The sequence below is a fragment of the Actinomyces procaprae genome (assembly GCF_004798665.1).
Taxonomy (GTDB): Bacteria; Actinomycetota; Actinomycetes; order Actinomycetales; family Actinomycetaceae; genus Actinomyces; species Actinomyces procaprae.
This window is the reverse complement of sequence record NZ_CP039292.1, coordinates 656,973-668,454: the sequence shown is the minus strand read 5'-3', so window position 1 is coordinate 668,454 and position 11,482 is coordinate 656,973. Positions and strand designations below refer to the sequence as shown.

General features: G+C 71.3%; 11 protein-coding genes. 5 read left to right on the top strand and 6 right to left on the bottom strand.

What is annotated here, in order from left to right; all coding sequences use genetic code 11:
- Positions 1 to 101: 101 nt before the first annotated feature.
- Positions 102 to 602, bottom strand: a complete 501-nt coding sequence (locus E4J16_RS15585; RefSeq protein WP_240038236.1) for a hypothetical protein — start codon at positions 600 to 602, stop codon at positions 102 to 104.
- 383 nt (positions 603 to 985) lie between these two features.
- On the opposite strand from E4J16_RS15585, the gene E4J16_RS15580 reads away from it, so the two are divergent.
- The gene (locus E4J16_RS15580; protein ID WP_136194449.1) at positions 986 to 1,249 is read left to right on the top strand and encodes a toxin; all 264 of its coding nucleotides are present in this window, start codon (positions 986 to 988) and stop codon (positions 1,247 to 1,249) included.
- Between the two features lie 61 nt (positions 1,250 to 1,310).
- Here the strand turns inward: E4J16_RS15580 and E4J16_RS02525 are convergent, their stop codons facing one another.
- Both E4J16_RS02525 and E4J16_RS02520 read right to left on the bottom strand, forming a co-directional pair.
- Positions 1,311 to 2,690 carry an FtsX-like permease family protein gene (locus tag E4J16_RS02525; protein WP_136313177.1) on the bottom strand — a complete coding sequence of 460 codons (1,380 nt, stop codon included), beginning with the start codon at positions 2,688 to 2,690 and terminating at the stop codon, positions 1,311 to 1,313.
- On the bottom strand, positions 2,687 to 3,544 hold the full coding sequence (locus E4J16_RS02520; RefSeq protein ID WP_136313176.1) for an ABC transporter ATP-binding protein: 858 nt from the start codon (positions 3,542 to 3,544) through the stop codon (positions 2,687 to 2,689). The genes E4J16_RS02525 and E4J16_RS02520 overlap by 4 nt, the downstream gene beginning before the upstream one ends.
- 141 nt (positions 3,545 to 3,685) lie before the next feature.
- Between E4J16_RS02520 and E4J16_RS02515 the strand changes: the two genes are divergently transcribed.
- The gene (locus E4J16_RS02515; protein ID WP_136194446.1) at positions 3,686 to 5,038 is read left to right on the top strand and encodes a sensor histidine kinase; all 1,353 of its coding nucleotides are present in this window, start codon (positions 3,686 to 3,688) and stop codon (positions 5,036 to 5,038) included.
- A gap of 82 nt (positions 5,039 to 5,120) precedes the next feature.
- Positions 5,121 to 5,894 (top strand): response regulator transcription factor, encoded by a 774-nt coding sequence (locus tag E4J16_RS02510; RefSeq protein ID WP_136313175.1) that lies wholly within the window; start codon positions 5,121 to 5,123, stop codon positions 5,892 to 5,894.
- A 127-nt stretch (positions 5,895 to 6,021) separates the two neighbouring features.
- Here E4J16_RS02510 and E4J16_RS02505 read toward each other — a convergent pair whose 3' ends face one another.
- The 3 genes from E4J16_RS02505 to E4J16_RS02495 all read right to left on the bottom strand — a co-directional run bounded on the left by E4J16_RS02505 (position 6,022) and on the right by E4J16_RS02495 (position 10,310).
- Positions 6,022 to 7,374 carry a plasmid pRiA4b ORF-3 family protein gene (locus tag E4J16_RS02505; RefSeq protein WP_136194444.1) on the bottom strand — a complete coding sequence of 451 codons (1,353 nt, stop codon included), beginning with the start codon at positions 7,372 to 7,374 and terminating at the stop codon, positions 6,022 to 6,024.
- A 280-nt stretch (positions 7,375 to 7,654) separates the two neighbouring features.
- A complete protein-coding gene (cls, locus tag E4J16_RS02500; protein WP_136194443.1) occupies positions 7,655 to 9,172 on the bottom strand; it encodes a cardiolipin synthase in 1,518 nt (505 codons plus the stop codon).
- Positions 9,173 to 9,257: 85 nt separating this feature from the next.
- Positions 9,258 to 10,310: a hypothetical protein gene (locus E4J16_RS02495; protein WP_240038235.1), complete on the bottom strand. Its 1,053-nt coding sequence runs from the start codon at positions 10,308 to 10,310 to the stop codon at positions 9,258 to 9,260.
- A 118-nt stretch (positions 10,311 to 10,428) separates the two neighbouring features.
- On the opposite strand from E4J16_RS02495, the gene E4J16_RS02490 reads away from it, so the two are divergent.
- Together E4J16_RS02490 and E4J16_RS02485 are read left to right on the top strand one after the other, a co-directional pair.
- On the top strand, positions 10,429 to 10,947 hold the full coding sequence (locus E4J16_RS02490) for a SprT-like domain-containing protein (RefSeq protein WP_136313174.1): 519 nt from the start codon (positions 10,429 to 10,431) through the stop codon (positions 10,945 to 10,947).
- Between the two features lie 124 nt (positions 10,948 to 11,071).
- Complete coding sequence (locus tag E4J16_RS02485) at positions 11,072 to 11,401, top strand: putative heavy metal-binding protein (RefSeq protein WP_136194441.1); 330 nt, start codon at positions 11,072 to 11,074, stop codon at positions 11,399 to 11,401.
- The last annotated feature ends 81 nt before the right edge of the window (positions 11,402 to 11,482 follow it).

Genomic DNA, 11,482 nt, shown 5'->3' with positions numbered 1-11,482 from the left:
TCAGCGTAAGTGACCTACTGAGACCAGCACCAATAACATCGCCGGCCGAGCATGCGGTTCCGCCTTCGACGACGCGGAAACGCCGTCGGCCCGGTGGGAAATCACTTACCGCTTACCGTATCCATGACGGCCTTGGCGGTCTTCAGGTCTGCCCCGGTGCGCTCGCGGTAGGCCTTGATCGCCGCGATCGGCTTTCCGGCTACCACCAGCTCGGTCTCCTGCGAGCTCGGCGGCGGGAAGGAGGAAGCGGGTCCGGCAGCCCGCGAGGCGACGGCCGGGAAGTGGCCCGCGGCGACTTCGGCGGCTGCGGCGTCGACCGCGGCTTTGGCAGTCTTGAGGTCAGCCCCGGTGCGCTCGCGGTAGGCCTTGACCGCCGCAAGCGGTTGGTCGAAGAAAATGAAGGCCAGTTCTTCGACAGATACTTCGGCTGTAACGAGGCTGGCGTCTGCCTCCGCGGGCACGCTCGCAGCTGCCGCACTTGCACCGGGTCCGGCACCGGCGGCAGACACCCCGCCGGCCATCGGCGTCGGTGCCGACGTAGTCTTCGACTTGCGGCGGCCGAATAACCAGGAGAGCAAACTTGTGCGTGCGGCGTCGTTCATGGCAGCAGAGCCTATCGAAGGTCCACCGAGCGGTTTCAGGCGGCCGTCCGGCGCGGATCCGCCGCCTGCAAATCACGACTTTGGGGTACGTTCCACGACCCCCGGATGGTCGTGGAACGTACCCCAAGGTCGTGGAATGCGGCACGACGCCGTCGACTCTCCCCACCCGCCCCAGCGCAGAACCAGTCCTTTCCCCGGGCGCCGAAGTCCACAGGCAGCGTTGGAAGCACCACGCGCCACGCGGACACCCCGCGCGCTTACGGCGATCCCGCAGCCACCGACCGGCAGAGGCTTCGGAGCCGCCATCGGTCTGCGCGTTCGACGGCCGGGAATCATCACACGCTCGGAGGCCATCCGTGCCGCTGTGCGCGAGTGGGCCCACGTTGCCTGACATACACCGTTCCGCACGCAGGCACTACCGACGAGATCGTCTCGACGACGACGCCGTCCAGTACGCCGTGGCCCATGTCCTCAATTCTCGCCCCCTCGACGATGAGGACGACCCGCGCCGCTGGCTGATGATCGGCGCCGACCGCTCCGGGGGCCTGCTGGAACTCGTGGTACTCATCTTTGACGACGGTTACGAGCTTGTGATCCACGCTATGAAGGCTCGCGCCCAGTATCTGGACGAGGTCGGTGACTCCTGAGCTTATCCTCCCGCCCAGGAGTTCGTCCGGCCATGCTGGCGACTCCGGAGGCCGCTCCGGCTCAGTCCCGCGCGCGGAGAAGTTGCGCCACGGTTGGCTCCCGGCCTGCCCGCGCGGACATGACCACAGACACGCAGGTCGTCGCCAACGTCAGCCCTCCCACTGTGCCCAGCTCCGCCCACGGTCCCCGCCCGATCGTGGCGAGTACACCCGCACCGGAAGCGGCCGCCATGAAGGCGCCGGTGATCACCGAGACGACCAGGCCGAGCGCCACAGCGCCGCCGGCGTGCAGCACACCCTCCAGGACCTGCGCCCCGAGCACCGTGCGCTTCCGAGCGCCGGCAGCCTCCAGCAGCGCCGCGTCACGACGCCTGCTGCTCGCACTCATGGCGATCACTGCCACTCCACCAGTCCAGGCAGTCACCAGGGCCAGACCGAACATGGACAGAAAACCGGACAGACGCATGCTGCCGAGCCCGGCGCGCACAGCGCCGAACATCACCGCCACCAGGCCGATCGCCACCAGGAACGGCAGCACCGTGGCCGAGGAACGGCGCGAGTGCAACGACGCCGTCCTGGTGGCCACCATCCAGGCGGGGCCCCGCGCCGGCAGCAGCCCGAACGCACGCTCGATCACCGGCACCAGCCACGGAGCGAGCATGCACACCAGCCCCAATGTGCTGAAAGACCCCAGGATCGCGGCGTTGACGGCCTCGTCGGTCATCGCCCCGGAGCGGTCCGCCGCCACCGCCGCAGCGGCTACTCCGGTCGCGAACCCGCCGATCAGCCCCAGCCTGACCAGTACCCCGAGCACGCGCCGCAGGCTCCAGGTGGTCCCTGCGGCACGGCCCGCGATCAACTCCACTTCAGTGGCCCGGGCGGCCCGCCGCGCAGCGCCCCAGCCGCCAAGCATCACGCCCCCGGCAACCACCAGCGCGGTCCAAATCAGGTCGCCCGGCTCCCACTGCGCCCTAGTCCCGGGCAGGGCCACCTCCTGATCTATCAGCAGCGGCACCATCATGCGGGCGACCGGCCAGCCGAGCACCCCGCCGCCCAGCGATCCCAGGGCGCCGACGACGCCGAGTTGGCCGAGCAGGATCGCGCGTAGCATCCCCGGGCGCATCCCCAGTGCCCGCCACAGCCCATGGTCGCGCTGATGCTGGGCGATGACGAGTGCCGCCGTTGACGTGAGCACCGCCGCCGTCGCCATGACCACGGCGGCGATGATGAAGGCGCTGACCGTGTGGGCGGCGTCGGTCATACCGGCCCTGATGGACACGCCCCAGCGGTCCACGCCGGTGGCCGCGGCCGCAGACAGGAGCGAGCCGCGCATGGCCATGAACTGCCCGGATACGCACGCCCCGGCCGCCACCGCGACCACGCAGGTCCAGGTCCAGGAGGAGGCGTGGTGCCGCAGGTCGGCGAGCAACAGCCGGATCACCGCCCCTCACCTCCCCGGCGGGTGCGCAGGACGGCGCGGGCGACGGCGTCGGCATCGCCGCCCGGCATGGCGGCCGCGAGCCGCCCCGCCGACATGACCAGGACCTCGTCGGCGCGGGCCGCCGCGGAGGCGTCGTGAGTGACCATGAGCACGGTGGTGCCCAGCGCGGTCAACTCTCGCAGCCAGTCCAGTACGTCCGCGCCGGCGGCGACATCGAGGGCGGCGGTGGGCTCGTCGGCGAACACCACGTCCGGCCGGGACGCCAGTACACGGGCGATGGCGACCCGCTGCCGCTCCCCTCCGCTGAGTTCATGGGGCAGATGCCGGGCCTGACCGCTCAGTCCGAGGCGCTCCAGCGCGTCGTCGACGGTGGCGCGCGGCAGCGGACGGCGGCGCAGGCGCCCGGGCAGGGCGACATTGTCGCGGGCGGACAGGGCGGAGATGAGGTTGTCGTCCTGGAAGATGAAGCCGACGTGGTCGGCCCGAAAGCCGGCCGCCTCCTTAGGGCGCAGGGCGGTGGTGTCAGTGCCCAGAAGTCGCACGGTGCCGGCGGTGGGACGGTCCAGGCCGGCCACGCACTGCAGCAGGGTCGACTTCCCGCAGCCGGAGGCGCCCACCAGGGCGGTGAAGGTTCCGGGCGGCAGGTGCAGGGCGACGTCGTCGACGGCGGTGACGGCGGTGCGGCGCCGGCCGGGCAGAGTGAAGACGCGTCTGAGTGCGGTCACGTCGATCGCCGGGACGCCACTCCGGACGGCATGCGGGCCGGCGGCTGTGGGCGCGGAGTCGGGCGTGTGTGCGGCCGGTGCGGCGACCGGCTCGGCCGCCGCACCGACGGGATCGGTGGAAGGGGTCATGGCGGTTATGAAACCCGGCCCTCCACCGCCGGGTCACTGGCCCTGGCACCCGTGTGCGGGCCGGCCGGTAGTGTCAGGGCCACCCCGCAAGCGGGTGCTGGCACCCGTGTGCGGCGCGGTCCGTGACCGTAGGGTCTACACATGCCCACCACAGCCGACCCCGCCAACACCGGGGCCGCCCGCACCGGCGGTAAGTTCCCCGCCGCTGCCGACGCCGCGAGCACCCGCCGCGGGCGAGGCCGCGCGCTGCCGATACTCGCCGAACTGGTCCACGCGGCGGCGTTTCTCCCCCTCGCGATCGTCGCGATTCCGCTGCTGTTGGGCTTTCACTTGACCATCCCGCTGTTGGCCGAGGCCGACCGGGCGCTCGCCCGCATTGCCGGCGCGAATGCACCAAGCGCGCTGCCGACCGGGGTGGGGCGGCGGGCGTGGCTGCTGGGCCGCATCGCTCATGCCGGCTTCTGGAAGCAGGACGTCCCCCTGGTTCTGGGCGGGACCCTGCTCAGCGCCGTCAGTTTCTTCATCACCGGCATGGGTGGGGCGCTGGTCGGCGTCCTGGCGGTCTCGCCCTTCACCGTCTCGCCCGAGCAGCCGATTGAGCTGACATTCTCTGATCTGCCCGGGTGGTCACGAACGGCCACATCCTTCGGACAGATCTGGTGGATGGAACCGATCGCGCTGGTCGGCCTCGGGCTGCTGCTGGTCCTGCTGACGGCACTGAGCCGGCTGCGTTGTCGCATGACAGAGGCGCTTTCCCGCCCCGACGACGACGCGCGTCTGGCGGCGCTGGCCGCCGAGGTGGGGCACTTGCACTCCAGCCGGGCCACGCTCATAGATGCCTTCGACGCCGAGCGCGCCCGCATCGAGCGGGACCTGCACGACGGCGCCCAGCAGCGGCTCGTCTCCCTGTCCATGCGCCTGGGCGCGGCAGAGTTGCACGCCGACCAGCTGGCACGTGTCGACGACTCCGCCCGGGTCGCGGCGCTCGCGACACTGCGTGCGGATATCCGCGCCGCACAGGAGGAGGCGGAGGCGGTGCTGCGCAGTCTGCGGGAGACCGTCCAGGGCATCCGTCCGGCGATCCTGACCGAGCGCGGCCTGATCCCAGCGCTGCGCGACCTGGCCGGGCGCGCGCCCCTGCCCACCGCCGTGGCAGTCGTCGGGGAGGAGGCCGACCTGGCGGCCATCACCTCCCCGGTGGCGACCACCGTCTACTTCGCGGTCGCCGAAGCGCTCACCAACGCGGCTAAGCACGCCGGGCCCGATGCGCGGGCCCGGGTCGAGCTGACGGCGACCGCAAGGGGACTGACCGTAATCATCGCCGACGACGGCGTGGGCGGCGCCGCTCCGCACGTGCCCGGGGCCACTGGCCTGGCGGGGATGGCGCAACGAATGGAGTCCATCGGAGGACGCCTGGAGATCGATTCGCCCTCGGGCGCCGGCACCAGGCTGACGGTGAGCGCCCCGCTCACCCCACCGTGGGCGCAGGACTGATTCATCCGAGTGGGTGCAGTCGGCGCGCCCCGCGCCGCGGGCGCCCGCCTTGCCGGACCGCCGTCTACGGCAGGATGTGCCCATGAGGATCGTGCTCGCCGACGACGCCGCCCTGCTGCGCGAGGGCCTGGCCGGGCTGCTCATCGCGGCCGGGTACGAGGTGGTGGCCCAGGTGGCCGACGCCGACGCCCTGCGGGAGGAGGTCGAGCGGCTGGCCGCGGCGGGGGCGCTGCCCGACGTCGTCGTCACCGATGTGCGCATGCCTCCCACCGGCACCGACGACGGCCTGCGCGCGGCCATCGACCTGCGCACCGCCCACCCGGGACTGCCCGTGATCGTGTTGTCCGCGTATGTGGCCGGCCCGTATCTGCGCGAGCTGCTCGACGGGCCGGACGCCGCCGCGGGCGGGGTCGGCTACCTGCTGAAGGAGCGAGTCGGCCGGGTCAGCGACTTCATGCGCAGCCTGGAGGTGGTGGCCGCCGGCGGGGTGGTGGTCGACCCGGAGGTGCTCGCCCGACTCATGCACGCCGACAATGCCGCACCATCCGCTGATGCTGGAAGCGCACTCCCCCGCATCGATCGGTACGAGCACGGCGGCGGGCGCGGCGCGGCGGCCGGAACCCCCGGGTCGGGCAAGCAGCACACCGCCCTGGCGCGGCTGACTCCGCGTGAGCAGGAGGTACTCGCCCTGATGGCGGAGGGGCTGTCCAACCCGCAGGTGGCCGAGCGGCTGGTGCTGTCCGACGGCGCCGTGGCCAAGCATGTGGCGAACATCTTCGCCAAGCTGGATCTGCCGCCCGATCAGGGCAACCGGCGGGTGCGCGCGGTGCTGACCTGGTTACGCGCCCGCGCCTGACCCGGTCTGCTAGCCCGCCCGTCTGACTATTCCGCCTTACCCGGCCGCCTTGCCGTCCCCGGTACCGAAACCGGCATCAAGTGATGTGCTCAGACCGGCAGCAGTAGCATGCCGAGACCGGTCGCAGTCACGGCCGCTGCGGCCGCACGGGCCGCAGCCCGTGGGAGGCCAACTCCACGCGGGCCCGGCCCCAGCGGCGGTCGTCGCGGAACGCCAGCCACTGGTCGACGAGGCCGAGCTCCCCCAGCGCGTCGTGGAACCGCCGGTTGCCGCCACGCTGGTCGAGGGCCTGACGCAGCGCGTCGGCGGCGTCGATGTTCGCCTGGCGCCCGATGGTCGGGGCGTTGAGGTAGTCGATGAAGGCCCGCCGTTCGGCGCCCTGCTCCCGCCGCCCGCCGCCATCGATCCGCTCCCAGCGGTGCCCGGGCTCGACGTCGAGCTCCTCAATCCCCTCCTCCAGGCCCGAGGCGCCCGCCCCGTGCCGGCCGGTCTGGTCGACGAGGTCGGCGGGCAGCACCTGGCCGGTGTCGAGGTCGAGGTATGCGCCGTCGGCGGCATCCCCGTAGGAGGCCATGGTGTCGGCGAGCACCTCGAGGTCCACCGGGAGTGGGTCCCCTTCGGGCTGTTCCCCGCGAGCGCGCGCGAGCAGCGCCTTGCTCAGCAGCGCGTCACCGGGGGCGTCGCGCACATTCAGCCTGCCCGCCAGCGCCAGAGTGAGCGCGATCAGGTCGTCGCGGAGCCGGCCGCGCGGCCGCCCGGCCCCGGGAGCGGCTCCGGCGTCCCAGACGTGCGCCAGCGCCTGCCCCACCTGCTGCAGCGCGGGCTCGACGTCGACGGCGATCAGCGCGTCCAGCACGGCACGCGCGTCGCCGCTCGCGTCCGCCGCGCGCAGCGCGCCCAGCTCTACGAAGGCTGGCTTTCCCCGCCCGAACTCCGCGACGAAGCGCAGCACCTCCTGCTCCTCCTGCGCCTGCCGGCGGGCGTCGGGCTGCTCGCCGTCGGCGGCTCCGTCGTCCGGGCGGGTGCGCCCGTACTGGTCCGGCAGGCTGCCCCAGCCCCAGAACACGACGGGCGTATCGGGGACGATGCCGTACAACCGCTCGGGATCGCCCAGCCCCGTGACCGTGCAACGGCAGGTCCAGTCGTCGCCGAGGTCGAACACGTAGCGGAAGACGTCGCCGACCTGCGCGTATGCCTTGACCTTCTTCGTCTGCTCAAGCAGCTTGTCCAGCAGGGGCCCCACGAAGCCGCTGAAATCCGCCGTCTCCACCCGGTCCTCGACCACCCGGGTGCCGTCCGCCAGCGCGAACTCACGCAGGTGCGCCAGGTCCCAGCGGGCCAGCGCCTGGTCGATTGCGAGCCCGAGCTCCTCAAAGGTGGTCGACGGCGGGAGTATCAGGTCCCGTCCCGGCGGCGGCATGAACACCTGCCCACGCCCGGAGACCAGCTCCACCCTGATGATCTGCCAGCGCCTTGCCATGGCCCCATGGTTCCAGACCGGACGAGCGCGGGCAACGGACAAGCAGGCATAGACGGCGTGACGCCTACTTCGCGGAGCTCACGGGCTGGGAGTCGGACGCGCGGAAGTGATATCGCACCCGGGTGAGGTCTGGTGGGCGGCGCCGGAGCCTTCGGCCGACCGGGAGCAGGCGAGGCGGCGCCGCCACTTCGACCGACCTCGACGGTAACGTCGACCGACCTCGATGGTTATTTTGACCGACCTCGATGGGGAATGCACGCGGGGCCGTCGCGAGGAGCTGTTACAGGACGGCGGAGACCAGGCGGCAGACGTTGTCGATGTAGCGCCGCCACCGGGGCTCCTTGGCCCACTCCGCGGCGGTGAGCTCGGTGGACACGCGCCGGTAGTAGGCGTCGTTCTCGCGCAGCAGGTCATCCAGGTCGCCGCCGAATGCGAGCAGCATCAGCTCGTAGTTCAGGGCGAAGGACCGGAAGTCCATGTTGGCGCTGCCGATCACTGCGGCCTCGCCGTCCACGGTCATGTACTTGGCGTGCAGGACTGTGGGCGCCGGGTAGCGGAAGATGCGCACTCCGGCGGCGAGCAGAGCCCCATAGTAGGAGCGCTGGGCGTGGTTGACGATCAGGTGGTCGGATTCCTTGCCGACGAACAGCTCGACGTCCACTCCCCGGTAGGCCGCAGTGGTCATGGCGGCCAGCAGCGCCTCGTCGGGAATGAAGTAGGGGCTTGTAATGGATACGCGCCGGGTGGCGTTCTGGATCAGGGACAGGAACATGCGCAGGTTCGGCTCGGTGGGGTAGCCCGGGCCGGAGGGCACCAGCTGCATGGCGTTGACGACGGCGTCGGGGCGTCCGGGCTGCGGAGCCGACGTGCCGACCGGGGAACGCCGTTCCAGCACCTCGGTCACATCCGGCGCGCCAGGAAGTGCATCCTGGACCTGCAGGACCTCGCCGGACTCGAAGAACCAGTCCATCGCGAACACCGTCTCCGCCTCGACGACGATGTCGCCAGTGACCTCCACCGACAGGTCCGCCCAGGTGCGCCCGGCACGGATGTTGGAGCGCAGCCGGTAGGTGGGGTCGATGATGTTGTGCGAGCCGATGAAGGCGCGCTCTCCGTCAATGGTGAGGACCTTGCGGTGGTTGCGCAGGTCGGGTCGCCGGAAGCGCCGCTTGTGAGGCAGCAGTGGCATCATCAGTCGCCATTTGATTCCGGCCTCGGAAAGCCGCCTGCCGAAGTCCTTCCAGCCGGGGTACTTGCGCGAGCCGAGGTGGTCCACCAGTAGGCGCACGGTCACGCCGCGGGCCGCGGCCCGCGCGAGCGCGGAGTAGAAGACGTCGGTCACCTCGTCCCAGCTCTGGATGTAGAACTCGACGTGCACGTGATGCTGGGCGGCGTCGATGAGGCGGGCCATGGCCGTGTAGGTCTCGGCGGAGTCCGCGTGCAGGGCGACGACCTCACCGGTGACGCAGGGCAGGCCGGTGAGCCTGCGGTTCATTCGAACGATCGACCCGAGGTGGGACGAGGGGCGCGCACCGGCGGGCGCATCCGGCATGTCCGCGGTGAACTCGTTAACGGCGGCATTGGCCTCCAGCTGCTGCTGGTAGCGCTTGCCGTGCACCCAGGGGCTGCCCAGGAACACGTACAGGGGCAGCCCGACGACGGGGAGCAGGAAGATCAGCAGCAGCCAGGCGGTCGACGACGACGGGCGCCGGTTCTCCGGGACTGTTCCCAGCGCCACGAACTTGATCACGTACTCCAGGACGACCCACGCAGTCGTCAGCACCGGGTGCCACTCCATGCAGGTAATCCTCACACGTTGCCGAGTCCCGGCCTACCGGCGCGCCCGGTGGCCATTGCCATGCCAGGCGGTGGTTCGCGCCGAGTCACTGAGCGGTCGACGGGGTCGGATCGCCGAAGAGCACCCGGTAGTAGCCGTAGAAGTTCCAGTTGCCCCAGCTGGTGCAGTCGTCGCCGCCGTCGGCCGCCGCCGCATTGGCCAGGTAGGGCGTGTAGTTGTACAGGCCCGCAGTCGCCTGGTTGGAGGCAGTCAGCTCACCGGCTCCGCACTGCGAGTTGGGCGAGTAGGCCAGCTGCGTGGTCGTGCCCGCGACCACCTGGAATCCGTCCGGGTCGAGCCGGTAGGTCTGGAACTGGGAGGCGGCTCCGTATACCTGCCGGAAGAAGCCGGCGTACTCGGCGTCGCACTCCTGCCCGTCGGGGCAGGCGTAGCCGGCGGCAGCCTCGTAGCGGCGGGCGGTCAGACTGGGCCCTGACGCGGTCAGCAGCCCCTGCTCCTTGTGCAGCAGCACGAGCAGCACGCGGGGGTTGATGTCACAGGAGTCGGCCACCTTGGAGATGATCGCCGCGGCCGTCTCCCCGGACGCGGCCGCGTATCCTCCGGGGCAGGCGGTGGTGGCCTCGCGGTCCTCGGTGTCGAAGGTGGCGTCGGCAAGGCAGGGGGTCCCGTCCGTGCCCGCCTGGCAGCCGGCGTTGACCGTGTCGATGAATGCGGCCACATCGGCGGCCGTCATGGTGGTCGAGTCGTAGAAGACGTCGTCGTCAATGATGTGGGCGGCATCGAAGCCGGTCATGTCACGGCCGATGGGGTCGGGCTCGGTGAACGCCGTCGGGGCTGGCGGCGCCGACCCGGTGCCGACGGCGTTCATGACCAGCAGGCCGAGCAGCAGCGTGATCAGGAACGAGCTGAGGAAGATGCGCACGGGACCGGCACGACGGGACCTGCGCCGTCCGCGTCTGCCGCCGGAGGGACGCGTAGCGGGGGAGCGCGCCCCGGCGCGTGCCGCATTGGCCAGCCGGGTGCCGCGGGCGGACGCCGGTGCACGCCGCCGGTTCGGGCTCGTGCGGTGGTCTGCGGCGGTGCGGCGCGGTGCGCCTTGTGGGGAGCGGCGCGTCGGCCGGGCGGCGGGGGGTGACATTGCAGTAATGCTGCCACAGCCCGGCCCGTCACACGCAGCCAGTTCCGGCAGGTCTCCGCCCGCAGGGGCGGCAATGGCGCTCAGCCGGGCGGCGGATGCGATCGTCTAGGCTTGGGGCGTGAACCTGCCCGAGGTGCTTCTGCTGGCCCGGCGGCTGATGGCCGAGCACGGCGTGGGCGACTGGTCGGTGTCCCTGGACCGGGCTCGGCGGCGCGCCGGCCAGACCGACCACTCCCGTAGGCGCATCACCCTGTCCCGGCAGCTGATGGCGATGTATGACGAGTCGGAGGTGCGCGAGACCGTGCTGCACGAGATCGCGCACGCCCGGGTGGGCGCCGCCCACGGGCACGACGCCGTGTGGCGCGCGGAGGCCCGCCGGATCGGGGCCAGTGGTGCGCGGCTGGTCAGCGCCGAGGCGCCGCGGGTGGCCGGGCGCTGGGTGGGGACCTGCCCGGCCGGCCATACCGTCGACCGGATGCGGCGCCCGGCGCTGCCGAGCTCCTGCTCCCGGTGCGCGCGCCGGTTCAGCGCCGACCACCTGCTGAGCTGGTCCTACGACGGCGTGCCCGTGAGCCCGCAGGAGATCGGCACCGGATATGCCCGGGCCCTGGCGCGCCTGGAGGCTGATCCGGGCTGAGCTGTTCCTCCTGCGCATCGTCCACGGGGATGAGCCGCCGAGGGGTTCAATGCTGCACAATCTCGCGGGGACCGCCCATCTGGCCGGTCTCCAGCCGCGAGTATCGAGCATCAGGAGAGAACCGATGATTGTGACCACCACTCCCACCGTTGAGGGCTACCCCGTCACGCAGTACCTGCGTGTGGTGTGCGGGGAGACGATCGCGGGAGTCAACATGTTCAAGGACTTCGCCGCCGGCATCCGCAACATGGTGGGCGGCCGCTCCCAGGCATACGAGAACGAGCTCATTCAGGCGCGCGAGACGGCACTGTCCGAGATGGTCCAGCGCGCCCAGGAACTAGGGGCGGAGGGCGTGGTCGGCGTTGACATCGACTATGAGACCCTCGGCAGCGACAACGGCATGCTGATGGTGACGGCCTCCGGCACTGCGGTGCGTTTCTCCCGTCCCCAGTGAATGACGAAGGGACGCCGTCGGCCTGGCTGCCGGTCGCACGCTCGCGGGCGGCACTGCGGCGGGCGAATCGTTCCCGGCGCT

Excerpts from the sequence above, each read along its gene's own strand:
- E4J16_RS02505 (WP_136194444.1), bottom strand. The coding sequence starts at position 7,374 with ATGGCAAGGCGCTGGCAGATCATCAGGGTGGAGCTGGTCTCCGGGCGT.
- E4J16_RS02515 (WP_136194446.1), top strand. The coding sequence starts at position 3,686 with ATGCCCACCACAGCCGACCCCGCCAACACCGGGGCCGCCCGCACCGGC.
- cls (WP_136194443.1), bottom strand. The coding sequence starts at position 9,172 with ATGGAGTGGCACCCGGTGCTGACGACTGCGTGGGTCGTCCTGGAGTAC.
- E4J16_RS02520 (WP_136313176.1), bottom strand. The coding sequence starts at position 3,544 with ATGACCCCTTCCACCGATCCCGTCGGTGCGGCGGCCGAGCCGGTCGCC.
- E4J16_RS02485 (WP_136194441.1), top strand. The coding sequence starts at position 11,072 with ATGATTGTGACCACCACTCCCACCGTTGAGGGCTACCCCGTCACGCAG.
- E4J16_RS15585 (WP_240038236.1), bottom strand. The coding sequence starts at position 602 with ATGAACGACGCCGCACGCACAAGTTTGCTCTCCTGGTTATTCGGCCGC.
- E4J16_RS02510 (WP_136313175.1), top strand. The coding sequence starts at position 5,121 with ATGAGGATCGTGCTCGCCGACGACGCCGCCCTGCTGCGCGAGGGCCTG.
- E4J16_RS02495 (WP_240038235.1), bottom strand. The coding sequence starts at position 10,310 with ATGTCACCCCCCGCCGCCCGGCCGACGCGCCGCTCCCCACAAGGCGCA.